The organism is Variovorax sp. GW822-FHT04E09 (assembly GCF_058800845.1).
On the sequence record NZ_JBXAMR010000003.1, the window covers coordinates 883,456 to 907,391 of the forward strand.

Genomic DNA, 23,936 nt, shown 5'->3' on the forward strand with positions numbered 1-23,936 from the left:
GTCGCTTCTGATCAATCGGCCGGCGAAGGCGCAGCGGCGGATGACGCGCCTGCCGTGGACACCGGCACCGGCTTCACTTTTTCGCCAGGGCGCGCGCGCTGCAGGCCATCGACCACCAGGCGGTCGCCCTCGCGCAGGCCCCGGGTCACGACCCAGTGCTCGCCCTCGGTGCTGCGCACCTCGAGCGCGCGCAGCTCGACCTTGTTGTCGGCCGCCACCACCAGCGCGGTCGGCTCGCCCTTCTCGTTGCGGGCCACGCCGCGCTGCGGCGCCAGGATGGCCTGGCGCACCACGCCGGACTCGACCTGCGCGCGCACGTACATGCCCGGCAGCAGCAGCCCTTGCGGGTTCGGGAATTCGGCGCGCAGCGTGACCGAACCGGTGGCCTCGTCGACGGCCACCTCGGAGAACTTCAGCGTGCCGGCATGCGGGTAAGGCAGGCCGTCTTCCATGCGCAGGCTCACCTTGGTGCTGGCCGGCGCCATGTCGCCCGAGATGAAGCGGCGCTTGAGCTTCGTCAACGCCAGGCTCGACTGCACCACGTCGACGTAGATCGGGTCGAGCCGCTGGATCGTGGCCAGCGCCATCGCTTGGCCCGGCGCCACGAGCGCGCCTTCGGTCACGGCGGAGCGGCCGATGCGTCCCGCGATGGGCGCGGTGATGCGCGTGAAGTCGAGGTTGATGCGCGCCGCCTTCACGGCCGCCTGCGCGGCCTTCACGCCGGCTTGCGCCTGCACCAGCGCCGCCTGCGCCTCTTCGTGTTCCTGCCTGCTCACGGCATTGGCCTTGACCAGTTCGCCAAAGCGATCGGCCTTGCCGCGCAGGCTGGCGATGGTGGCCTGCGAGGTGGCCAGCGTGGCCTGCGCCTGCTCGTGCGCGGCCTCGAACGGGCCGGGCTCGATCTCGTACAGCACCTGGCCCGCGCGGACCATGCCGCCCTCTTCGAACAGCCGCTTGCGCACGATGCCGTTGACCTGTGGCCTCACCTCGGAGACGCGGTAGGCGGCTGTGCGGCCCGCGAGCTCGGTATGCACGGCCACGTCGCTGGCGTGCAGCGCCACCACGCCGACTTCGGGCGGCGCGTCATCGGTGGTGGAAGCCTGCTTGGCGCCGCATGCAGCGAGCGCGAGCAGGGACATCGGAAGCAGGAGCTTGAAAAGCGGGGTCATGGCCATCGGGAATCGCAGTGCGGCGCGCGCAGGGATCACCCGGCTCGTTACATTTGCACTCAAATGGTGCATTCTGCCTTCGATGTTGCATTGCAACCTGAAGGAATCCTGTGTTTGCCGTAGGTGAAATCGGCGGCGGCCACAGGCCTCGCTCGCGCCCTCGCAGTTGCAAGGAAAAAGGCCGCGCAATGCGGCCTTCGTCGGAGTGTCTACAGAGGGGGAATGTGTGGTGGTAGGCCGTGAGTGGCTTGAACACTCGACCAACGGATTATGAGTCCGCTGCTCTAACCAACTGAGCTAACGGCCCACGCGGGCCCGATTCTATGCGCCGCGCGCAGCCGCTTACTTGCGGTGGCTCAGCGCGTTGCTCACCAGCCGCGACGTGATGTCGACGATCTGGATCATGCGGTCGTACGGCATGCGGGTCGGGCCGATCACGCCCAGCGTACCGACCACCTGGCCGTCCACCTCGTAATTGGCGCTGACGATGGACAGCTCCTCGAAGGGCACGACCTGGCTTTCGCCGCCGATGAAGATGCGCACGCCCTCGGCCTTGCTCGACACGTCGAGCAGCCGCATCAGCTGCGCCTTCTCTTCAAAAAGATCGAAGGCGCGCCGCAGCTGCCCCATGTCGCTGGAAAAATCGGTCACCGACAGCAGGTTGCGCTCGCCCGAAATCACAACGTCGTCGGCCTGCGCATCGGTGAGCACTTCGGAGCTGACCTGCACCGCGGCCTGCATCAGCGCGGCGATTTCACCGCGCAGCTTCTCGACCTCGGACTGCAGGCGGTCGCGCACCTGCTCGATCGTCAGGCCCGCGAAGTGCGCGTTGATGTAATTCGAGGCTTCCACCAGCTGCGACTGCGAGTAGTCGGATTCCGGGAAGATCACGCGGTTCTGCACGTCGCCGTCGGGCGAGACGATGATCACCAGCAGCCGCCGCTCCGACAGGCGCAAGAATTCGATCTGCTTGAACACCGAGACGCGCCGCGGCGCCATCACGACGCCCACGAACTGCGACAGGTTCGACAGCAGGTGCGCGGCGTTGGCGATCACCTTCTGCGGCTGGTCGGCCGCCAGGCTCGGCGTGCTCATCTGCTCGCGCTGCGCGGTCAGCATGGTGTCGACGAAGAGCCGGTAGCCGCGCGTGGTCGGCACGCGCCCGGCCGAGGTGTGTGGGCTGGCAATGAGCCCCAGCGCCTCGAGGTCGGACATCACGTTGCGGATGGTCGCCGGCGAGAGATCCAGCCCCGCCGAACGCGAGAGCGTGCGTGATCCGACGGGTTGCCCATCGGCGATGTAACGCTCGACCAGCGTCTTCAACAGCAACTTGGCACGGTCGTCCAGCATTGCAAGATTTTAGTGTTGTAATTTGTGAGCTATGACCTCACGCTTTCGTCACGTCGCCCTGATCGGCAAATACCAGGCTTCCGGCGCCCGGGCGCAGGCCGATGCGCGCGACGGCGTGATGGAGGGCATCGGCGCCTTCCTCGAATCGCAGGGTTGCACGGTGTTCGTGGAGCGTTCGTCCTGCGAGGACACCGACGCACCGCCCCACCCGCGCTACCAGGCGCTGTCGGTCGAAGAAATCGGCCAGCGCTGCGACCTCGGCCTCGTGGTCGGCGGTGACGGCACCATGCTCGGCATCGGCCGGCAGCTCGCGTGCTACGGCATCCCGCTCATCGGCATCAACCGCGGCCGGCTGGGCTTCATCACCGACATCCCGCTGGACAACTACCAGGCCACGCTGATCCCGATGCTGGCCGGCGAATACGAAGAAGACCACCGCAGCCTGATGCACGCGCAGGTGATCCGCGATGAGGCCCTGGTGTTCGACGCGCTCGCGATGAACGACGTGGTGGTCAACCGCGGCGCCACCTCGGGCATGGTCGAGATGCGCGTGTCGGTGGGCCGCCATTTCGTGGCCAACCAGCGCGCCGACGGGCTGATCATCGCGTCGCCCACGGGCTCTACGGCCTACGCGCTGTCGGCCGGCGGGCCGCTGCTGCATCCGGCGGTGCCGGGCTGGGTGATGGTGCCGATTGCGCCGCACACGCTGTCGAACCGCCCCGTGCTGCTGCCCGACGCCGACGAGATCGTGATCGAGCTGGTGAGCGGGCGCGACGCCAGCGCCAATTTCGACATGCAGTCGCTCGCCTCGCTCGCCATCGGCGACCGCGTGGTGGTGCGCCGCTCCGACTTCCGGGTGCGCTTCCTGCACCCGCGGGGCTGGAGCTACTTCGACACGCTGCGGAAAAAACTCCATTGGAACGAAGGGGGCTCCTGAATGAAGGACCACGCCCCCAGCTTGAGGACGAACTGAGATGGCTTTGCGACGCATCGCACTGCGCGACTTCGTGATCGTGCGGTCCCTTGAACTCGACCTGTCCGCCGGCTTCACGGTGCTGACCGGGGAAACCGGCGCCGGCAAGTCCATCCTGATCGACGCGCTGCAGCTGGCGCTGGGCAACCGCGCCGACGCCGGTGCCGTGCGCGAAGGCGCCGAGCGGCTCGACGTGAGCGCCGAATTCGACGCCGACCCGGCCCTGGCCGGCTGGCTCGACGAAGGCGGCTTCGAGGCGGGCGACGGCCTGCTGCTGCGCCGCACGGTCGACCAGCAGGGACGCAGCCGCGGCTGGATCAACGGCAGCCCCGCCACCGCCACGCAGCTGCGCGAACTCGGCGACCGCCTGCTCGACATCCACGGCCAGCACGCCTGGCAGAGCCTGACCCGCCCCGAGGCCGTGCGCGGCCTGCTCGACGCCTACGCCGGCGCGCGCACCGACGCGCTCGACGCCGCCTGGCAGAGTTGGCGCCAGGCGCTCTCGGCGCTCGAGCACGCACGCTCGGCGCAAGACTCGCTGCAGCGCGAGCGCGAGCGGCTGCAATGGCAGATTTCCGAAGTCGCCAAGCTCGCGCCGGGCGCCGACGAGTGGGACGAGCTCTCGGCCCACCACTCGCGCATCTCGAACGCGCAGGCGCTCATCGACGCCGCCCAGGGCGCGAGCCAGGCGCTCGAAGACGACGACAACGGCGCCCTCGCCGCGCTCACGCGCGCCGCGACGCTGCTGCAGAACTGCGAGCACATCGAGCCCGAATTCCGCACGCTGGGCGAGGTGCTGGCCTCCTGCGTCGCACAGGCCTCGGACGCGGCCCACTCGCTGCACGGCTACCTGCGCGACACCGACACCGATCCCAAGACCCTCGCCGAACTCGACGAGCGCATGGGCCTGTGGATGTCGCTCGCGCGCCGCTACAAGCGCACGCCCGCCGAGCTGCCCGCGCTGCTGGCCGGCTGGCAGGCGGAGCTGCAGGCGCTCGACGCGCAAAGCGACCTCGAAGGCCTGGAACGCGCCGAGCAGAACACCCAGCAGGCCTACATGAAGGAAGCCAAGGCCCTCGGCAAGATCCGCAAGCAGGCCGCGCCGCGCCTGGCCCAAGCCGTCACGCAGGCGATGCAGGGCCTGGGCATGCAGGGCGGGCGCTTCGACGTCGACCTGCAGCCGCTGGCACAGCCCGGCCGCGCCGGCCTCGAAGAAATCTCGTTCCTGGTGGCTGGCCACGCCGGCAGCACGCCGCGCGCCATCGGCAAGGTGGCCTCGGGTGGTGAGCTCTCGCGCATCGCACTGGCCATCGCCGTGACGACCAGCGAACTGGGCGCCGCGCAGACGCTGATCTTCGACGAGGTCGATGCCGGCGTCGGCGGAGCGGTGGCCGAAACCGTGGGCCGCCTCATGAAGCAGCTCGGCCGCGACCGCCAGGTGCTCGCCGTGACCCACCTGCCCCAGGTGGCAGCCTGCGCCGACCACCACCTCGTGGTAGCCAAGCGCCAGACGACGGCGGCCGGCACGGACGGCCCGCGCACCGAAAGCGGCGTGTCGCGCCTCGCCGCCGACGACCGCGCCCGCGAAATCGCCCGCATGCTGGGCGGCGAAAAGGTGTCGGCCACCTCGCTGGCCCATGCGCGCGAAATGCTGGGCCACAAGACGCCGGCGACCGCCCCATGAACATGAACCTCGACCTCGTCCTCATCACCGGCATGTCGGGCTCCGGCAAGTCGGTGGCGCTGCACGCGCTGGAAGACGCCGGCTACTACTGCGTCGACAACCTGCCGCCTGAGCTGCTCACGGCCTTCATCGCGCTGCAGCACGAGCAGCAGGCCACGCGCGTGGCAATTGCGATGGACGTGCGCAGCGGCGTGTCGCTGCCGATCGTGCCGCAGCAGCTCGAAGCACTGCGCGCCGATGGCGTCTCGCTGCGCTCGCTGTTCCTCGACGCGACCACCGATGCGCTGTTGCGCCGCTACTCGGAAACACGCCGGCGCCACCCGCTCTCGCGCCAGGAAAGCCGCACCGACGTGCCCGAGCAGCACCGCGTGCTGGTGCAGGCCATCGAACTCGAACGCGAGCTGCTGGCCGACCTGCGCGATGGCGCCGACGTGATCGACACCAGCCTCATCCGCCCCGCACAGCTGCAGAGCTACATCAAGGGGCTGATCTCGGCGCCGCAGAACGCGCTGACGCTGGTGTTCGAATCGTTCGCCTTCAAGCGCGGCGTGCCGCTCGATGCCGACTACGTGTTCGACGTGCGCATGCTGCCCAACCCGCACTACGTGCCGGCGCTGCGCGCACTGACGGGCCGCGACGAGCCGGTGATCGAATGGCTGCGCGAGCACGACGACGTGGCGCGCATGTTCGACGACATCGAGCAGTTCCTGACGCATTGGCTCGACGCCCTGGCGCGCGACCACCGCAGCTACGTGACGGTGGCCATCGGCTGCACGGGCGGGCAGCACCGGTCGGTGTTCCTGGTCGAGCAGCTGGCGCGCGCCTTCGGCGCCCGCTGGGGCGCACTCAAGCGCCACCGCGAACTCGACGCCTGACGGCGGCGAAGCCGGCCTACCGCCGGAGCCGCTCAGGCCTCGGCGGTTTCCAGCAGCTTGCGCATCGGGGCGGGCAGCCCCAGCCGGCTCCACTCCTGCGCCTCGACCCAGCGTGCGCCCTCGCCTTGCGGCTGGACGCCCTGCAGCAGCACGGGGTGCAGGTGCAGGTCCTTGTGGGTCAGCACGTGCACGAAGGGCGGCAGTTCCTGCGTGTCGTGCGCCGCGCCCGACGGCAGGGCCGCGAGCAGGTCGTCGTGGCTGTCGAACACCGGCAGGCAATGCAGCCCCGCCCAGATGCCCTTGGCGGGCCGCTTCTCCAGCCACACGCGCCCTTGCGCGTCGCGCGCCAGCAGCACCCACAGCGACTGGGCGCTGCGCTTGAGCTTGCGCGTCTTCACCGGGTAGCGCTCGGGCGTGCCCTGGCGCAGGCCCACGCAGCTGGCGTTCACCGGGCAGATCATGCAGCTGGGCTTGCGCGGCAGGCAGACCGTGGCGCCCAGGTCCATCAGGCCCTGCGTGTAGTGCGCCACCGCCTCGCGCTGGCCGTCGGGCGGGAGCAGCTGCGTGGCGAGGTCCCACAGCGCGCGCTCCTGCGCCGCCGACGACATGTCGCCATCGAAGCCGAGCACGCGCGTCAGCACGCGCTTCACGTTGCCGTCGAGGATGGCCACGCGCTCGCCGAAACAGAACGCCGCGATGGCCGCAGCCGTCGAACGACCGATGCCGGGCAGGGTCACGAGTTCGGCGGCGGTGTGCGGAAAGGCGCCGCCGAAGCGCGCGACCACCTCCTGCGCGCAACGATGCATGTTGCGCGCGCGGCTGTAGTAGCCCAGCCCGCTCCACAGGCCGAACACCTCGTCCTCGGTGCCGGCGGCCAGCGCCGCCACGTCGGGAAAACGTTCGAGAAAGCGTGCGAAGTAGCCCAACACGGTCGTGACCTGGGTCTGCTGGAGCATCACTTCCGAGAGCCAGACGCGGTACGGATCGCGCGTGTTCTGCCACGGTAGCTCGCTGCGCCCATGGCTGCGCTGCCAGCGCACGACCTGTGCCGCGAAATCGGGGGGCAGCGACAGGGAAGGAGAGACGGCCGCCCGCGCGGCGTTGCGCTCAGGCCGCACGCAGTTGCTCGCCCGCGATGGCGGCGGCCGCGGCAGGCGGCTGGCTGCCGTGCTGCGCGATCAGCGAGGTGAACTCGTGCAGCCGCTCCTGCAGCGCGGCTAGGTGGCTTTCTTGCGCGGCGATCTCGGCCAGCCGGTCGTCGAGGCTGCCCGCGGCGTTCTGGATGCGTTCGATCGCCTCGATGCGCTTGCTGAAATTGCGGCGGCGCTCCTTGAGCTGCGCATCGATCTGCGCGCTCGCGCCCTTGCTCCAGCGCTCGACCTCGGTCATGGCGGCTTCGTTGACAAGCCGCAGCCGGCTGGCCAGCGCGCGCACGAGCTTGTCGCAGAAGTCGGCCTGCGCGAGCTTGATCAGGTTGCCCACGCCCAGGTAGTGGATGTGGCTGCGCTCGATCTGGCCCAGCTCCTGCTCGAAGCCGCTCAGGTCGGGCTCGGCCGGCGCCTGCAGCGTGAAGCCCTGCTCGGCGTTGAGCTGGCGGAAGGTGGCGTGCAGCATCGACTGGATCTCGGCCGTCGTCGCCTGCACTTCGCGCAGGTTGTTGCGCAGCGCATCGAAGGTTTCGCCGTACACCTTGCGCACGTTGAACTTGACGCCGGGGCGCTTGAGCGCCGCGGCCAGCTTGACCATGTCGGCCTTGAGCGCCGTGCGCCCGAGCACCGCGTACACCTCGCGCAGCAGCTTGCCCTGCACCGAGCGCAGCGCCAGGATGCGGGTGTTGCTACCCTCGAATTCGGCGTGTTCCTGGTCGATGCGCGCACGCATGTGGCGGATCACCGACACGTTCTTGCCGCGCAGGCCCTGCAGTTCGAGCGCCTGCTCCGACAGGTCACGCTGGCGCACCTTCAGCAGACGCTCGGCCTCGGTGCGCAGCGCGGTCATGCCAGCGTCGACTGCGAGCCGCAGCATGGTCTCGCGCTTGCCAAGCACGCCTTCGCCGAGCAGCGCCTCGAGCGCCGGCAGCCGGCTGGCGTCGAGCAGGGTCGCGTCGTGAGCGATCTTGGCCTGCAGGCCCTTCTGCGCCGACACCGGCAGCACCTGCGCCAGCGGCACTTCGAGCAGCCGGGCCGCGCCTTCACGCTGGCGCTCGATCTGCTGCCCGATCTGCGTCGGGGTGCTCAGCGTGTCCCACAGCGTGTCGATCTTGTTGAGCACCACGAAGCGCGTGTCGTGGCTGTCGTCGCCGGTGATCAGGTGCTCGCGCCAGATCGACAGGTCGGAGCGGGTCACGCCGGTTTCGGCGCCCAGGATGAAAACCACGGCATGCGCCTGCGGGATCAGGCTCACGGTGAGTTCGGGCTCGGCACCGATCGCATTCAGGCCGGGCGTGTCGAGGATCACGAGGCCCTGCTCGAGCAGCGGGTGCGGCATGTTGAGCACCGCATGACGCCAACGCGGAATCTCGACGCGGCCTTCGGCGTCCTGCACCGGGTTGTCGTCGGGCGTCTCGGGGTTCCAGAAGCCGAGCGCGCGGGCTTCGTCCTTGCTCACCCAGCGGACTTCGGCCACCTTGCCCATGGCGCGGGCCAGTTGCTCGGCGTCGCCCACCTCGATGGGCAACTCGGTCCAGCGCGTGGGCCGCTCGCGCCAGTGGGCGAGCGAATGCGGTTCCAGGCGGGTTTCGATGGGCAGCAGGCGCAGCTTGGGCGCCAGGGCGGCGTCGTAGCCCAGCTCGGTCGGGCACATCGTGGTGCGCCCGGCGCTGGCCGGCATGATCCGCCGGCCGTAGCCGGCAAAGAAGATCGCGTTGATCAGCTCCGACTTGCCGCGCGAGAACTCGGCCACGAAGGCCACCATGACCTTGCTGGTGCGGATCTGGTCTTCGAGGGCGCGCAGCCGTTCGGCCACGGCCTGGTCGAGCAGCTCGTTGTCGGTCAGCCAACGGGACAGCCACTGAAGGCGGCGTGCGAAGTTGCTCCGCCAGGCGCCGTGCTGATCGAGCTGTTGGTTGAAAGAGCGGCTCAAGGGGAAGATGTAAGTAAGAATTTACAAATATAACATCGCCACATGGCGAACGGGGTACCGGCAGGAGTTTGCCCCGAAGCAGCCGCCACCGGGCGCGCCTTCTCTAGGATTTCTGGCAATGGGGGCAGTAATAAGTAGAGCGCTGCCCCTGTTTCAGCTGCCGGATCGGCGTGCCGCACACACGGCACGGCTCGCCCGTGCGCCCGTAGACGGTCGCTTCGAGCTGGAAGTAGCCGCTTTGCCCATCCACGTTCGAGAAGTCGCGCAAGGTGCTGCCGCCCTTCTCCACCGCCCGCGCCAGGATGTCGCGCACCGCCGCGTGCAGTTTCGCGGCGCGCGGCCGGCTGATGCGCGCCGCCGACAGGGTCGGGCGGATGCCGGCGATGAACAGCGCCTCCGACGCGTAGATGTTGCCGACACCCACCACCACGTCGCCCGCGAGCAGCACCTGCTTGATGGCCGTGCGGCGTTTCTTCAGCCCGGCATGGAAGGCGTCGAGGTCGAAGGCATCGCCCAGCGGCTCCATGCCCAGTCCGCCGAGCAGCTTGAGGGCCCAGGGCGCCTCTTCGTCGTCCACGTAGACCACGGCACCGAAGCGGCGCGGGTCGTTCAGCCGCAGGGTCCCGAGTTCGGTGACCAGATCGAAGTGGTCGTGCACGCCGGGCTCCGGCAGGTGGATGTCGAAGCGCAGGCTGCCCGACATGCCCAGGTGCAGCAGCAGCAGCCCGCGGTCCAGGTCGATGAGCAGGTACTTGCCGCGACGGCGCACCTCGCGCACGCGGCGCCCGACCAGCGCCTGCGGCACCACCATCAGCGCCCAGCGCAGCGGCTTGCCGATGCGCACGGACTCGATGCGCGCGCCGGCGATGCGATCGGCAAAGCCGCGCCGGGTGACTTCGACTTCGGGTAGTTCAGGCATGAAAAGTAAAACTCCGGCAGCGACGAAGCCCCATGCGGCGCTCGTTCAAATGGCTGGATTATTATGGTCAGATGAATCCATCGCCCCGCCGTCACCGCCTTGCGGCGGCCGCGTCTCTCGTGCTGCTTGCCTACACAACGCACGCACAGTCTCTTGAACCCACCGCCGCCGGCAACCCACCCCCCGCCATCGAGCGCACGGCACCGCCGAAGCCGCCGGTGCGCCCCCGGACGGCCCCTGCCGCCGCCAAGCCGGCCGCCGAAGCCGCGCAGCCGTCGGCGCTGACGGCCGACCTGTTCTATGAAATTCTCATGGGCGAGATCACCGCCCGCTCCGGCGACCCCGGCTCCGGCTATTCGCTGGTGCTCGACGCCGCCCGGCGCCTGCGCGACGGCAAGCTGTTCCAGCGCGCGGTCGAAATCGCGCTGCAGTCGCGCTCCGGCGACGCCGCGATCTCCGCGGCGCGCGCCTGGCAGGAAGCCTTGCCCAATTCGCGCGATGCCCGGCGCATCGAGCTGCAGATCCTGATCGCGCTGAACCGCATCAGCGAAACCGTCGAACCGCTGCGTGCCGAAGTGGCCGCCACCTCGCAGATCGAACGCCCCCTGCTGATGGCGGTGATCGCGCGCACCTACGGCCGCGCCGCCGACAAGAAGCTCGCCGCCTCGGTGGTCGAACAGGCGCTGGTCGACGAACTCAAGAGCCCGACCACCGGCGGACTGGCCTGGGCCACCGTGGGCCGGCTGCGCCTGAACGCTGGCGACCCCTCGGGGGCGCTGGACGCCGCGCGCAAGGGGCAGGCCATCGACCCGTCGTCTGAGGCACCCTCGGCGCTGGCACTCGAGCTCATCGACCCGGGCCAGCCGCTGGCCGAGCCGATCGTCACGCGCTACCTCGCGAACAACCCCAAGGCCTCGCCCGACCTGCGCATCGCCTATGCGCGCACACTGGTCGAGAACCGCCGCTTCAGCGACGCCAGCACGCAGCTGCAGACCCTGACCGCCGCGCGCCCCGAACTGGCGGAGCCCTGGCTGCTGCTCGGCAGCCTGCAGATGCAGGCCCGCCAGGAAGCGGCGGCCGAAACCTCGCTCAAGCGCTACGTCGACCTGATGACGGCACCAGGCCAGAGCCAGGACGCCGGCGACGTCGCCGACCGCAAGCGCGGGCTGACTCAGGCGTATCTCGTGCTCTCGCAGCTGGCCGAGCGGCGCAAGGATTTCCAGGCGGCCGACCGCTGGATCACGCGCATCGACAGCACTGACAACCAGAGCGCCATCCAGGGCCGCCGCGCCAGCCTGCTCGCCAAGCAGGGCAAGCTGCCCCAGGCCCGCGAGCTGCTGCGCGCGCTGCCCGAGCGCACGGCGGAGGAACGCAAGCAGAAACTGCTGGCCGAAACCCAGCTGCTGCGCGAAGCCAAGCAATACCAGGCCGCCTACGACCTGCTGGCCCAGGCCTCGGCCGCCGCGCCGGACGACGGCGACCTCGTCTACGACCAGGCCATGATGGCCGAGAAGCTCAATCGCCTGGACGACATGGAGCGGCTGCTGCGCCGCCTGATGACGCTCAAGCCCGAGAGCCAGAACGCGTACAACGCGCTGGGCTACTCCTTTGCCGATCGCAAGATCCGGCTCGACGAGGCCCGCACGCTCATCCAGAAGGCGGTGCAGCTCGCGCCCGAAGACCCGTTCATTGCCGACAGCCTGGGCTGGGTCGAGTTCCGGCTCGGCAACACGGCGGAGGCGATCCGCATCCTCGAGGCGGCCTACAAGACGCGGCCCGACCCCGAGATCGGCGCGCATTTCGGCGAAGTCCTGTGGTCGGTCGGCCAGAAGGACCGCGCGGTCGCGATCTGGAAAGAATCGCTGCTGACCGACGCCGAGAACGAGACGCTGCAGGAAACCCTCAAGCGCCTGCGCGTCAAACCCTGAATGGCATCGATCACGCACACGGCTCCCGCGCGGGGCGATGAGTCCCTCACCCGCCGCGCGGCGCTTGGCGCGGGCGGCGGTGCACTGCTGCTGTGGCTCACGGGCTGCGCCCAGCTCTCGGGCGGCCCGGCTGCCGCGCCCGGGCGATCGACGAGCTGGAGCGGGCGCATGTCGCTGCGCATCGACAGCGAACCGGTCCAGACCTTTGCCGCACTGTTCGAGCTGCGCGGCTCAGCCGAAACCGGCAACCTGACACTGACCACGCCCATCGGCAGCACGCTCGCGCAGCTGCACTGGGCGCCGGGTGAAGCCCTGCTGAAGAACGGCAGCGAGACCCGCCGCTACGACTCCGTCGATGCGCTGATCGAAGCCGCCACGGGCGCCGCCATTCCGGTGGGCGCGCTGTTCGGCTGGCTCGACGGCCGCGCCGATCCCGTGCCCGGCTGGCGCGCCGATCTGGGCCAGCTGTCGAACGGCAAGCTGCAGGCCACGCGCGAATCTCCCGCGCCGAGGGCGGACCTGCGCATCGTGTTCGAACGCTCATGAAGGCGATCTACGACCTTCCCGCGCCGGCCAAGCTGAACCTGTTCCTGCACATCACCGGGCGGCGCGACGACGGCTACCACCTGCTGCAGTCGGTCTTCATGCTGATCGACTGGTGCGACACGCTGCACGTCGAGCTGCGCAACGACGGCCAGCTCAGCCGCGAAGACCTCACCACGCCGCTGCCGGCCGACGACCTCGTGCTGCGCGCCGCCCGCGCGCTGCAGGCACACGCCGCGCCAGGCCAGGGCGCGCACATCGGCATTGCCAAGCACGTGCCGGCGCAGGCGGGCATGGGCGGCGGGTCGTCGGATGCGGCCACCTGCCTGCTCGCGCTCAACCGCCTCTGGAACCTGAACCTGCCGCTGTCGCGCCTGACACAGATCGGGCTGAAGCTGGGCGCAGATGTGCCTTTCTTCCTCGGCGGACGCAACGCCTGGGTCGAGGGCATCGGCGAGGAAATCACCCCCGTGAACCTGCCGCCGGCACGCTTCGTGGTGGCCAAACCACCCGAGGGACTCGATACCCGATTAATTTTTTCTGCGGATGATTTGGAACGGGCAACTCCTGTTGCTATAATCTCAGGCTTTGCTGCAGATAGCGAACAGCTAGAAGCCACAAACCTCGGCAACGGGGTTTACGACTTCGGTCACAACGACCTGCAGCCGGTTGCCCAACGGCTTTGCCCCGCAGTCACCGACGCCATCGAATGGCTCGGACTGCAAGGATTGAAGGCCCGGATGACCGGCTCCGGAAGTTCGGTGTTCGCGAAGATGCCGCAATTGCCGCAGGAAGCGGAACTGCTCGAAGCCCCCCGGGGATGGCAGGTTCGACAATGCGACAATCTGGCAGTTCATCCACTCTGGGGATGGGCAGCCTGAAGAGATAATCGGAACGCTCTGCGGTTCGATGCGACATATATCGGTGGATGGTGCAAACCATCAACCTGTGTAGGGGAGTCGCCAAGCTGGTTAAGGCACTGGATTTTGATTCCAGCATGCAAAGGTTCGAATCCTTTCTCCCCTGCCAAATCTCTCAAACTGCGGCCTGATGGCCGCAGTGCTTCTTTTGCAGTCCACCGGCTGCAATAATCGGCGGCCCACACAGGCCGCCACGACTCGAAACCTTTGGCGGCTTTCCCGCAAGCCCATTTGCACTGCCCGGACGCGCTCATGCAGGCCAATCACCCTGACTTTTTGGTTTTCACCGGCAACGCCAATCCCGGCCTTGCTGCAGAAATCGCGCACAACCTCGGCACCTCGCTGGGCGCCGCACGCGTCGGTCGCTTCTCCGACGGCGAAGTCACCGTCGAGATCAACCAGAACGTCCGTGCCCGCGACGTGTTCGTGGTGCAGTCGACCTGCGCGCCGACCAACGAAAACCTGATGGAACTGCTGATCATGGTCGACGCGCTCAAGCGCGCCTCGGCCGAGCGGATCAGCGCCGTGATTCCCTACTTCGGCTACGCCCGCCAGGACCGCCGCCCGCGTTCGAGCCGCGTGCCGATCTCGGCCAAGGTGGTCGCCAACCTGCTGGAAACCGTGGGCGTCGAGCGCGTGCTCACCATGGACCTGCACGCCGACCAGATCCAGGGCTTCTTCGACATTCCGGTCGACAACATCTACGCCTCGCCCGTGCTGCTGGGCGACCTGCGCCAGAAGAACTACGAAGACCTGATCGTGGTCTCGCCCGACGTCGGCGGCGTGGTGCGCGCCCGTGCGCTGGCCAAGCAACTGAACTGCGACCTCGCCATCATCGACAAGCGCCGCCCGAAGGCCAACGTCAGCGAAGTCATGAACGTGATCGGCGAGATCGACGGCCGCAACTGCGTGATCATGGACGACATGATCGACACGGCCGGCACGCTGGTCAAAGCGGCCGAAGTGCTGAAGGAACGCGGCGCCAAGAGCGTGTACGCCTACTGCACGCACCCGATCTTCTCGGGCCCGGCCATCGAACGCCTCTCCAAGGGCACGGCCCTGGACGAAGTGGTCGTCACCAACACCATCCCTCTTTCCGACGCGGCCGTCGCGTGCGGAAAGATCCGCCAGCTCTCCGTGGCACCGCTGATCGCCGAAACGATCCAGCGCATTGCCAAGGGCGAGTCGGTGATGAGTTTGTTCTCGGACCAGGACAACCTGTTCTGAGCTGAGAGCGAAAAAGCAGGCCTCCTTCGGAGGCCTTTTTGAACCGGAGTCGCACTGGTCGCGGTGGACTCTCACAGGAGCTAGTTATGAAATTCGTCGCTTATGAGCGCGCAAAGCAGGGCACGGGTGCGAGCCGCCGTCTCCGCATCACGGGCAAGACCCCGGGCATCGTCTACGGTGGTGACACCCAGCCGCAACTGATCGAAATCGATCACAACGCGCTGTGGCACGCCCTGAAGAAGGAAGCCTTCCACTCGTCGATCCTCGAAATGGACCTCGCCGGCGCCGTCACCAAGGTGCTGCTGCGCGACGTGCAATACCACCCGTTCCGCCAGCTGGTGCAACACATCGACTTCCAACGCGTCGATGCCAAGACCCGCATGAACATGAAGGTGCCGCTTCACTTCAAGGGTGAAGAAGAGTCCGACGCCGTCAAGCTGGATCACAACCTCGTGAACCACGTGATGACCGAGCTGGAAATCAACTGCCTGCCGAGCGATCTGCCTGAATTCATCGAGATCGATCTCTCGGGCCTGAAGAAGAACGCCACGCTGCACGTCAACGACATCAAGCTGCCCAAGGGCGTGAAGTTCGTGAGCCACGGCAAGACCAACCCGGTCATCGTGTCGGCCGTGCCGCCGCTGGTCTCGGAAGAGCCCGCACCGGCCGCCGAAGGCGCTGCTGCCGAAGGCGCTGCTGCTGCCGCTGGCAAGCCCGCCGCCAAGACGGCCAAGAAGAAGTAATCCTCTTTCTTTCCGTCCGCGAACAGAAGGCCCGCCCCGTGCGGGCCTTTTGCTTTGGGGGGCGGCGAGATAATTCCCGCCATGATCAAGCTGTTTGTCGGCCTCGGAAACCCGGGCCCCGAGTACGAAGCCACGCGCCACAACGCCGGCTTCTGGTGGATCGACGCCCTCGCGCGCGACTGGAAGCTCAACCTCGTGCCCGAGCGCGGCTACCACGGCCTCGCGGCGCGCGCGAACATCGGCGGCCAAAGCATCTGGCTGCTGGAACCACAGACCTTCATGAACCTGTCGGGCAAGTCGGTGGCCGCGCTGGCGCGCTTCTTCAAGATCGCGCCCGACGAAATCCTCGTGGTGCACGACGAGCTCGACGTGGTGCCCGGCCAGGCCAAGCTCAAGTTCGGCGGCAGCCATGCGGGCCACAACGGCCTGCGCGACATCCACGCCCAGCTCGGCACCGGCGACTACTGGCGCCTGCGCCTGGGCATCGGCCATCCCGGCGTGAAGTCGGAGGTCGTCAACTGGGTGCTCAAGAAGCCGCTCAAGGAGCAGCGCGAAGCGATCGAAGACGCCATCGTGCGCACCTTGCATGCCGCCCCCGCGCTGGTGGCCGGCGAGATGGAAAAAGCCACGCTGATGATTCACACGAGCAAGCCGCCGCGGCCCAAGCCGCCGAGGCGGGAGCCCGGCGACGGAGGCACGACGCCTGCCGCCACCTAGCCGGCCACGGGAGTGCAGGGAGGGAGAGCAAACAAAAAATGAGAAAAAGAAGAACGACGACAAAGAACAAGAAGACGGCTGGAACAGCGGCAATCGCTATATTTTCAATAGCACTGTCCATTGCATCCATGGGCGCTTCAGCCCAGACCTGGCGATGCGGCAACACCTATTCCGACCAGCCCTGCGAAGGCGGGCGGACCGTGAAGGTGGACGACCAGCGCAACGAGGCGGACCGCAAGGCGTCGGAAGACGCCACGCGCCGCAACGAACGCAGCGCGGGTCGGTTGGCGCGCCACCGAGAGTCGCAGGAGCGGGAAGCGCTCGGCCGGCGCAGTCCCACGACCTTCGATGCCGGGCGCTTCGCCACGAGCGAGCAACCGCTCACGCCCGCAGAACAGGCCGCCCAGGCCCGCCAGCGCAAGCACACGGCCGAGCCCCGCCCGACGAGCGCGCGCTTCAACAGTCCTTCGACCGGCGACGAGGCGCCGAAGGACACAGGCAAGAAGAAAAAGAAGAAGAAACCGTCCGGCTCAGAGGGCGCCGGCTGACGACGACGGCGAGGCGGCATCCGAAGCTGGCGCTGCCGCCTTGTCCGCCGTGAGGCGCACGTACTTCTGCATCAGCGTCTCGCGGGTCTCCACATGGTCCGGGTTCACCGGGATGCAGGCCACCGGGCAGATCTGCACACACTGCGGCTCGTCGAAGTGGCCGACGCACTCGGTGCACTTGTGCGGATCGATCTCGTAGAACTCGGCGCCCATGTAGATCGCATCGTTCGGGCACTCGGGCTCGCAGACATCGCAGTTGATGCATTCGTCGGTGATCATGAGGGCCATCCCCGGATTATCGGCGGACCGGGCGAAGGCCTCCCAGCAGACCCTGCGGAACCCCCGCCAGCGTCAGGGCGGTCCGGCGAGGAGCGACAAAGGTCACAGTCGAGGCACGGTTGTTGCACCAGTCAGTTATGCTGCGGCCCGCCCCATGAGTCTGTTTCTATTCAAGCGCATCGCCACGCTGATCGGCACCCTGATCGGCGCCTCGGTCATCGTTTTCCTCGTCCTCGAGATCCTGCCCGGCAACGCCGCGCAGATGCTCATGGGCCCCGACGCCTCGCCCGACGCCGTCGCCGCCCTGGCCACCAAGCTCGGCCTGGACCAGCCCGCGTGGACCCGCTACTGGCACTGGATCGGTGGCCTGCTCACCGGCAACCTCGGTGACAGCTACGCCTACAGCTCGCCCGTCATCGACCTGATCCTGGAGCGTTTGGCCCTCACCGTGCCGCTCGCCGTGATGGCCATGGCCCTCACCGTCGTCATCGCCCTGCTCGTAGGCGTGACCGCCGCCGCACGCCACAACAAGCTCGGTGACGTCGGCCTCATGGGCATGGCCCAGGTCGGCATTGCCATCCCCAACTTCTGGTTCGCGATCCTGCTGATCCTTGTGTTCTCAGTGCAGCTGCAGTGGTTCTCCGCGGGCGGCTTCGAGGGCTGGGGTGAGGGCATCTTCGCGGGATTGAAATCGCTGCTGCTGCCGGCACTGTCGCTGGCTGTGGTGCAAGCGGCCATCCTCGCGCGCATCACGCGCTCGGCCGTGCTCGAGGTGATGCGCGAAGACTTCGTTCGCACCGCGCGCGCCAAGGGCGTGTCGCAGCGCATGGTGCTGTGGACCCACGTGCTGCGCAACGCGATGATCCCGGTGATCACGGTGATGGGCATGCAGTTCTCCGAACTGCTGGCCGGCACCATCGTGGTGGAGAACGTGTTCTACCTGCCCGGGCTGGGGCGCCTGATCTTCCAGGCCATCAGCAACCGCGACCTGATCGTGGTGCGCAACTGCGTGATGCTACTCGCGGCCATGGTCGTCATCGTGAACTTCGTGGTCGATGTGCTGTATGCCGTCATCGACCCGCGCATCAAGGCGAGCGACGTATGAGCACGACCACCGTTCCCAGCGCCGTCGCGCTCAAGGTGCCGGGCTTCTGGCGCCGCGCCCTGCACCACCGCAGCTTCGCGATCGGCGGCGTGCTGAGCCTGTTGCTGCTGATCGCTGCCGTGCTCTCTTTGGTCTGGACGCCGTGGTCGCCCTACGCGATGGACATGGCGAACAAGATGCAGGGCCCTTCGGCCACGCACTGGCTCGGCACGGATGCCTTCGGGCGCGACGTGGCCTCGCTGCTGCTCGTGGGCGCACGCGCGTCCATCCTCGTCGGCGTGATCGCCGTGGGCATCGGCCTCGTGGTCGGCACCGCGTTGGGCCTGCTCGCTGCCGCGAGGCGCGGCTGGGTCGAAGAGGCGGTGATGCGCCTGTCGGACTTCACGCTCGCCTTCCCCGCGATCCTCTCGGCCATCATGATGACGGCCGTGTTCGGCGCCGGCATCGTCAACGCCATCATCGCGATCGGCATCTACAACATCCCGACGTTTGCGCGCATCACGCGCGCCTCGGCCAACGCGATCTGGTCACGCGAATACGTCGCCGCCGCACGCGCCTGCGGCAAGGGCAGCTTCGCGATCACCATGCAGCACGTGCTGCCGAACATCTCGGCCGTGCTGATCGTGCAGATCACCATCCGCTTCGCCATCGCCATCTTGGCCGAGGCTGCGCTGTCGTACCTCGGCCTCGGCACGCAACCGCCGCAGCCCTCGTGGGGTCGCATGCTCAGCGAAGCCCAGACCCTCATGTTCCAGCAGCCGCTGCTCGCGGTGTTCCCCGGCATGGCCATCGCCCTGGCGGTGCTCGGCCTGAACCTGATGGGCGACGGCCTGCGCGACCTGCTCGATCCGCGCCTGGCGCGCGCGAGGTAAACAAGCACGCCATGGCGCTTCTCGAAGTCAACGACCTCCACATCGGCCTGCAGACCCAGCGCGGCCCGGCCGAAGCCGTGCGCGGCATTTCCTTCTCGCTGGAGCGCGGCGAAACGCTGGGCATCGTCGGTGAATCGGGCTGCGGCAAGTCGATCACCGTGATGTCGCTCATGGGCTTGCTGCCCGCGACCGCGAAGGTCACGGGCAGCATCCGCTTCGACGGCACCGAGCTGGTCGGGCGCGACGAAAAGGACATGTGCCAGATCCGCGGCAACCGCATCGGCATGATCTTCCAGGAGCCGATGACGGCGCTGAACCCGGTGCACACCATCGCGCGCCAGGTCGGCGAACCGCTGCGGCTGCACCGCGGCCTGTCGAAAGCGGAGGCGCGCAAGGAAGTGCTCGCGCTGCTCGACCGCGTCGGCATTCCCGACGCGGCCTCGCGCCTCGATGCCTACCCGCACCAGTTCTCCGGCGGGCAGCGCCAGCGCATCGGCATCGCGATGGCGCTGGCCTGCGGGCCCGACCTGCTGATTGCCGACGAGCCCACCACCGCGCTCGACGTGACGATCCAGAAGCAGATCCTGGAACTCATCCAGGGCCTCGTGGCCGAGCGCGGCATGGCGCTGATCCTGATCTCGCACGACCTCGGCGTGATCTCGCAGACGGTCTCGAAGATGCTCGTGATGTACGGCGGCAGCGTGGTCGAGAGCGGCCCCACCGACGCCGTGTTCGCCAAGCGCGCCCACCCCTACACGCAAGGCCTGTTCGCCGCGCGCCCCGCCATCGGTGCGCCGCGCGGCCTGCGCCTGGCCACCATCCGCGGCAGCGTGCCCGAGCTGGTCGACCTGCCACCGGGCTGCCCGTTCGCGGGCCGCTGCGCCTACACAGTCGACGCCTGCCACACCACGCGGCCGTCCGCCACGGTGCTGCCGCCGGACCACGCGGTGCGCTGCATGCGTCTCGAAGAAATTGCAGCCGCGCAGGCTGTTGCGCCATGAATCCATCGACCCCGCTGCTGCAGGTGACCGACCTCGTGCGGCACTACGCATTGCCGCGCGAAAAACTCTTCGGCCCGCCGCCCACCGTGAAGGCGCTCAACGGCGTGAGCTTCGAGGTGCAGGCAGGCAAGAGCGTGGGCATCGTCGGCGAATCGGGTTCGGGCAAGTCGACCATCGCGCGCCTCGTGATGGCGCTGGACACGCCGACCTCGGGCAGCGTCGCGCTCGAAGGCCGCAACCTGCACGCGCTCTCGAAGGCCGAGCTGCGCACCGCGCGGCGCGACTTCCAGATGGTCTTCCAGGACCCGTACGGCTCGCTCGATCCGCGCCAGACCGTGGCGCGCATCGTCGCCGAGCCGCTCGAAGCACTCGCCGAAACGCGCCGCGCCGAGCAGCGCGAACGCGCCGCCGAAGCGCTCGCGGCCGTCGGCCTGCGCACCACCGACCTCGACAAGTACCCGCACGAGTTCTCCGGCGGCCAGCGCCAGCGCATCGCCATCGCACGCGCGCTCATCACGCGCCCCAAGCTCATCGTCGCCGACGAACCCGTGAGCGCACTCGACGTCTCGGTGCAGGCCCAGGTGCTCAACCTCATGCAGGACCTGCAGCAGCAGTTCGGCATCAGCTACCTGCTCATCAGCCACGACCTCGCCGTGGTCAACCACCTGTGCGACGAGGTGTGCGTGGTGTTCAAGGGCCAGATCGTGGAGCAGGGGCCGCCGGCCGAGCTGTTCCATCACGCGCAGCATCCGTACACCCGCACCCTGCTGTCGGCGGTGCTGCACACACCGCCCGGCGGCACGCTGCGCGCCGCCTGAAGTCGCCGGGGCGCGGCCTCGGACAGATCGGTCATGAGCATCTGGTGGCGCAAGCGGTGGGCTTCGCGCAAGATCGCTCGCCCATCCGGGAACGTCCCGAGGAAAAACCGCCCGCGCCGGCGCGCACCGGAGGGCCTGCTGCGAGAGAATGATCCGCTGCACGTGGCATCTTTCGTGCTGTGTGTCTTTCTTTCGTGGCGCTGCGCTTCCCCCTGGGGCACGGTGCGCGCCGAAGCAGTCATTCGACACTGACCGTTTTCCGGAGATCACCCCGTATGTTGAACCGTCGCACGCTCCTTACCACCGCCGGCGCCACCGTCGCCCTGGCCACCCCGCTGGCCGGCATGGCGCAGGGCCGCAAGGACGCCATCGTGATCGGCATGGCCCTGGAGCCGCCGGGCCTGGACCCGACCACCGGCGCCGCCGCCGCCATCGCCGAGGTCGTGCAGTACAACATCCTGGAAACGCTGACCAAGATCAACGTCGACGGCAGCGTCACGCCGCTCCTGGCCGAGAGCTGGGAAATCTCGCCCGACCTGAAGACCTACACCTTCAAGCTGCGCAAGGGCGTCAAGTTCCAGAACGGCGAGCCCTTCAACGCCTCCACCGTCAAGTTCGCGTTCGACCGCGCCGGCGGCGAGAAGAGCACCAACAAGGACAAGCGCACCTTCGCCAACCTCGCCACCCAGGTGGTCGACGAGCACACGGTCGTGGTCATCAACAAGGAGATCGACCCCGACCTGCCCTTCGTGCTGGGCCAGGCCACGGCCGCCATCGTCGAGCCCAAGAGCGCCGAGGGCAACGCCACCAAGCCGATCGGCACCGGCCCCTACAAGCTGGACAACTGGGCCAAGGGCTCGTCGATCACGCTGAGCAAGTGGGAGGGCTTCCGCGCCCCCGCCGTCGCGAAGATCAACAAGGTCACCTTCCGCTTCATCTCGGACACCGCCGCGCAGGCCGCTGCCGTGCTCTCGGGCGACGTGGACGTGTTCACGCGCATCGGCACGCGCGCCGTGCCGCAGTTCCGCAACAACCCGCAGTTCCAGACCATCCTGGCCGGTTCGCGCGCCAAGACCATCCTCTCGATCAACAACAAGAAGAAGCCGCTCGACGACGTGCGCGTGCGCCGCGCCATCCTCGCGGCCATCGACCGCAAGGCCTTCATCGAGGGTGCGGCCGACGGCCTGGGTGTGCCGATCGGCAGCCATTACGTGCCGGGCGCCGCGGGCTATGTCGACACCACGGGCATCAACCCCTTCGACATCGAGAAGGCCAAGAAGCTGCTCGCCGAAGCCGGCGTGAAGACCCCGCTCGAACTGCGCATGACCCTGCCCCCGCCGCCGTACGCGCGCCAGGGCGGCGAAGTCATCGTGGCCCAGCTCGCCAAGATCGGCATCAACGTGAAGATCCAGAACGTCGAGTGGGCGCAGTGGCTCAGCGGCACCTACGGCAACAAGGACTACGACCTGTCGATCATTTCGCACGTCGAGCCTTTCGACCTGGGCAACTACGCCAAGCCTGACTACTACTGGGGCTACCAGTCGAAGGCCTTCGACACGCTGTTCGACAAGATCAAGTCCACAGGCAACGCGGCCGAGCGCAACAAGCTGCTGGGCGAGGCGCAGAAGCTGCTGGCCACCGACGCGGCCAACGGCTTCCTCTACCAGCCGCAGTTCCCGACCGTGGCCAAGAAGAACGTCAAGGGCCTCTGGAAAGAGAACCCGATCTTCGTGAACGACCTGTCGGCCCTGTCGTGGGGATGAGCCCCGCAGTGCCTGACCCTTCCCTGCCTTCGTTGAGCGACCTGTCGGCGCAGGAGCTCTCTGCGGCCTACCGCGAGAAGCGCCTGTCGCCGGTCGAGGTGACGCGCGCCGTCATCGCGCGCATCGAGCACTGCGAGCCCCGGCTGCAGGCCACGTGGCTGTTCCGGCCCGAGGCCGCGCTGGAGCAGGCGCGCGCCTCGGAGCAGCGCTGGCAGCGCGGCGACGCGCGCGGTCCGCTCGACGGCGTGCCGACGACCATCAAGGAAAACATCGCCACGCGCGGCGACCCGCTGCCCGCGGGCACGGCCGCCGTCGACCTCATGCCCGCGGCCGCCGACGCCCCGCCGGCCGCGCGCCTGAAGGAAGCCGGCGCCGTCATCGTCAGCAAGACCACCATGCCCGACTACGGCATGCTGTCGTCGGGGCTGTCGAGCTTTCACACGCTGGCGCGCAACCCCTGGGACCTGAGCCGCACGCCAGGCGGCTCCAGTGCTGGCGCCGGAGCCGCGGCGGCGGCGGGCTACGGCCCGCTGCACCTGGGCACCGACATCGGCGGCTCGCTGCGGCTGCCCGCCAGCTGGTGCGGCATCTTCACGCTCAAGCCCAGCCTGGGGCGCATCCCGATCGACCCGCCCTACATGGGTCGCGCCGCCGGCCCCATGACGCGCACCGTCGGCGACGCCGCGCTCATGATGCAGGCACTGGCCCGGCCTGACGCGCGCGACAGCATGAGCCTGCCCGCGCAGGACATCGACTGGGCCGCGTTCGACGTCGCGCCCGACCACCTGCGCGGCCTGCGCATCGGGCTGCTGCTCGACGCCGGCTGCGGCCTTGCAGTGGAACCCGAGATCCAGGCCGCGGTCGAGCAGGCGGCGCGCCTGTTCGAAAAGGCCGGCGCCACCGTTGAGCCCATGCAGCCCTTCATGTCGCAGGCCCTGCTCGACGGCATGGACCATTTGTGGCGCATGCGCTCGCTCGTGGACCTGAAGGCCCTGCGCCCCGACCAGCGCGCCAAGGTGCTGCCCTACATCCGCGAATGGGCCGAGAGCGCCGCCGAGTTCAGCGGCGAGCATGTGTTCCGCAGCTTCAGCCAGTTCCACGCCACGCGCGTCACGACGGTGAACGCCTGCGCGCGCTTCGACTACGTGATCTCGCCGGTGTCGCCCAACATGCCGGCAGCGGCTGAGGCGCCCTCGCCCACCAACGACCCGCTGCGGCCGCTGGAGCACATCGGCTTCACCGTGCCGTTCAACATGTCGGAGCAGCCGGCGGCGTCGGTGAACTGCGGGTACTCGGCCGGCGGCTTGCCGATCGGGCTGCAGATTGCGGGGCAACGCTTCGACGACCTCGGCGTGCTGCGCGTGTCGCGCGCGTTCGAGCAGATCCGGGAAGTGCAGCGGCCCTGGCCGCAGGTCTGAATG

The 23,936-nt window shown here is 68.3% G+C and carries 22 protein-coding genes and 2 tRNA genes; 17 read left to right on the forward strand and 7 right to left on the reverse strand.

The genetic code is table 11. From position 1 onward, the window contains the following. Positions 1–11: 11 nt before the first annotated feature. From AC1RL8_RS16430 to hrcA, 3 genes are all read right to left on the reverse strand, one after another. Positions 12–1,169, reverse strand: coding sequence for an efflux RND transporter periplasmic adaptor subunit (locus AC1RL8_RS16430; protein WP_492684795.1), 1,158 nt, complete (start codon positions 1,167–1,169; stop codon positions 12–14). A gap of 230 nt (positions 1,170–1,399) precedes the next feature. Further along, positions 1,400–1,476 (reverse strand) — tRNA-Ile (locus AC1RL8_RS16435). A 35-nt stretch (positions 1,477–1,511) separates the two neighbouring features. Continuing rightward, on the reverse strand, positions 1,512–2,519 hold the full coding sequence (gene hrcA / locus AC1RL8_RS16440; RefSeq protein ID WP_062476292.1) for a heat-inducible transcriptional repressor HrcA: 1,008 nt from the start codon (positions 2,517–2,519) through the stop codon (positions 1,512–1,514). A 31-nt stretch (positions 2,520–2,550) separates the two neighbouring features. On the opposite strand from hrcA, the gene AC1RL8_RS16445 reads away from it, so the two are divergent. The 3 genes from AC1RL8_RS16445 to rapZ are packed head-to-tail and all read left to right on the forward strand — an operon-like array spanning position 2,551 to position 6,051. After that, on the forward strand, positions 2,551–3,456 hold the full coding sequence (locus AC1RL8_RS16445; protein ID WP_070062001.1) for an NAD kinase: 906 nt from the start codon (positions 2,551–2,553) through the stop codon (positions 3,454–3,456). A gap of 37 nt (positions 3,457–3,493) precedes the next feature. Beyond that, positions 3,494–5,176 carry a DNA repair protein RecN gene (gene recN, locus AC1RL8_RS16450; RefSeq protein ID WP_492684796.1) on the forward strand — a complete coding sequence of 561 codons (1,683 nt, stop codon included), beginning with the start codon at positions 3,494–3,496 and terminating at the stop codon, positions 5,174–5,176. A gap of 2 nt (positions 5,177–5,178) precedes the next feature. After that, on the forward strand, positions 5,179–6,051 hold the full coding sequence (gene rapZ, locus AC1RL8_RS16455; protein ID WP_062476353.1) for an RNase adapter RapZ: 873 nt from the start codon (positions 5,179–5,181) through the stop codon (positions 6,049–6,051). Positions 6,052–6,083: 32 nt separating this feature from the next. Here rapZ and mutY read toward each other — a convergent pair whose 3' ends face one another. The 3 genes from mutY to mutM form a co-directional block, all read right to left on the reverse strand. Next, positions 6,084–7,118 (reverse strand): A/G-specific adenine glycosylase, encoded by a 1,035-nt coding sequence (mutY, locus tag AC1RL8_RS16460; protein WP_492684879.1) that lies wholly within the window; start codon positions 7,116–7,118, stop codon positions 6,084–6,086. Positions 7,119–7,158: 40 nt separating this feature from the next. Then, positions 7,159–9,132: a dynamin family protein gene (locus AC1RL8_RS16465; protein WP_492684797.1), complete on the reverse strand. Its 1,974-nt coding sequence runs from the start codon at positions 9,130–9,132 to the stop codon at positions 7,159–7,161. Between the two features lie 103 nt (positions 9,133–9,235). Further along, positions 9,236–10,051 (reverse strand): bifunctional DNA-formamidopyrimidine glycosylase/DNA-(apurinic or apyrimidinic site) lyase, encoded by an 816-nt coding sequence (gene mutM / locus AC1RL8_RS16470; protein ID WP_062476280.1) that lies wholly within the window; start codon positions 10,049–10,051, stop codon positions 9,236–9,238. A 71-nt stretch (positions 10,052–10,122) separates the two neighbouring features. Between mutM and AC1RL8_RS16475 the strand changes: the two genes are divergently transcribed. The 8 genes from AC1RL8_RS16475 to AC1RL8_RS16510 all read left to right on the forward strand — a co-directional run bounded on the left by AC1RL8_RS16475 (position 10,123) and on the right by AC1RL8_RS16510 (position 16,677). After that, positions 10,123–11,979, forward strand: coding sequence for a tetratricopeptide repeat protein (locus AC1RL8_RS16475; RefSeq protein WP_492684798.1), 1,857 nt, complete (start codon positions 10,123–10,125; stop codon positions 11,977–11,979). Then, positions 11,980–12,525 carry a lipoprotein insertase outer membrane protein LolB gene (locus tag AC1RL8_RS16480; RefSeq protein WP_492684799.1) on the forward strand — a complete coding sequence of 182 codons (546 nt, stop codon included), beginning with the start codon at positions 11,980–11,982 and terminating at the stop codon, positions 12,523–12,525. Then, a complete protein-coding gene (gene ispE, locus AC1RL8_RS16485) occupies positions 12,522–13,403 on the forward strand; it encodes a 4-(cytidine 5'-diphospho)-2-C-methyl-D-erythritol kinase (protein ID WP_492684800.1) in 882 nt (293 codons plus the stop codon). Before AC1RL8_RS16480 ends, ispE begins: the two co-directional genes overlap by 4 nt. A gap of 71 nt (positions 13,404–13,474) precedes the next feature. Beyond that, positions 13,475–13,551, forward strand: a tRNA-Gln gene (locus tag AC1RL8_RS16490). A gap of 143 nt (positions 13,552–13,694) precedes the next feature. Beyond that, complete coding sequence (locus tag AC1RL8_RS16495; protein WP_062476346.1) at positions 13,695–14,669, forward strand: ribose-phosphate pyrophosphokinase; 975 nt, start codon at positions 13,695–13,697, stop codon at positions 14,667–14,669. An 86-nt stretch (positions 14,670–14,755) separates the two neighbouring features. Continuing rightward, complete coding sequence (locus AC1RL8_RS16500; protein ID WP_062476274.1) at positions 14,756–15,412, forward strand: 50S ribosomal protein L25/general stress protein Ctc; 657 nt, start codon at positions 14,756–14,758, stop codon at positions 15,410–15,412. Positions 15,413–15,493: 81 nt separating this feature from the next. Then, on the forward strand, positions 15,494–16,129 hold the full coding sequence (gene pth, locus AC1RL8_RS16505; RefSeq protein WP_095949172.1) for an aminoacyl-tRNA hydrolase: 636 nt from the start codon (positions 15,494–15,496) through the stop codon (positions 16,127–16,129). A gap of 128 nt (positions 16,130–16,257) precedes the next feature. Then, positions 16,258–16,677 carry a hypothetical protein gene (locus AC1RL8_RS16510; protein WP_492684801.1) on the forward strand — a complete coding sequence of 140 codons (420 nt, stop codon included), beginning with the start codon at positions 16,258–16,260 and terminating at the stop codon, positions 16,675–16,677. On the opposite strand, the gene AC1RL8_RS16515 is transcribed toward AC1RL8_RS16510, so the two are convergent. After that, a complete protein-coding gene (locus AC1RL8_RS16515; protein WP_095949170.1) occupies positions 16,660–16,965 on the reverse strand; it encodes a YfhL family 4Fe-4S dicluster ferredoxin in 306 nt (101 codons plus the stop codon). The two genes, AC1RL8_RS16510 and AC1RL8_RS16515, sit on opposite strands and share 18 nt — an antisense overlap. 145 nt (positions 16,966–17,110) lie before the next feature. Here AC1RL8_RS16515 and AC1RL8_RS16520 point away from each other — a divergent pair, with 145 nt between their 5' ends. The 6 genes from AC1RL8_RS16520 (at position 17,111) to AC1RL8_RS16545 (ending at position 23,933) form a co-directional block, all read left to right on the forward strand. Then, on the forward strand, positions 17,111–18,061 hold the full coding sequence (locus AC1RL8_RS16520; protein WP_095746670.1) for an ABC transporter permease: 951 nt from the start codon (positions 17,111–17,113) through the stop codon (positions 18,059–18,061). After that, on the forward strand, positions 18,058–18,933 hold the full coding sequence (locus tag AC1RL8_RS16525) for an ABC transporter permease (RefSeq protein ID WP_062481348.1): 876 nt from the start codon (positions 18,058–18,060) through the stop codon (positions 18,931–18,933). Before AC1RL8_RS16520 ends, AC1RL8_RS16525 begins: the two co-directional genes overlap by 4 nt. A gap of 11 nt (positions 18,934–18,944) precedes the next feature. After that, entirely contained in the window at positions 18,945–19,934 is a 990-nt protein-coding gene (locus AC1RL8_RS16530; protein WP_062481347.1) for an ABC transporter ATP-binding protein, read from the forward strand. Next, the gene (locus tag AC1RL8_RS16535) at positions 19,931–20,752 is read left to right on the forward strand and encodes an ATP-binding cassette domain-containing protein (protein WP_492684802.1); all 822 of its coding nucleotides are present in this window, start codon (positions 19,931–19,933) and stop codon (positions 20,750–20,752) included. The genes AC1RL8_RS16530 and AC1RL8_RS16535 overlap by 4 nt, the downstream gene beginning before the upstream one ends. Before the next feature lie 275 nt (positions 20,753–21,027). Then, entirely contained in the window at positions 21,028–22,515 is a 1,488-nt protein-coding gene (locus tag AC1RL8_RS16540; RefSeq protein WP_139706421.1) for an ABC transporter substrate-binding protein, read from the forward strand. Positions 22,516–22,538: 23 nt separating this feature from the next. Further along, complete coding sequence (locus tag AC1RL8_RS16545) at positions 22,539–23,933, forward strand: amidase (RefSeq protein WP_492684880.1); 1,395 nt, start codon at positions 22,539–22,541, stop codon at positions 23,931–23,933. Positions 23,934–23,936 lie beyond the last annotated feature (3 nt).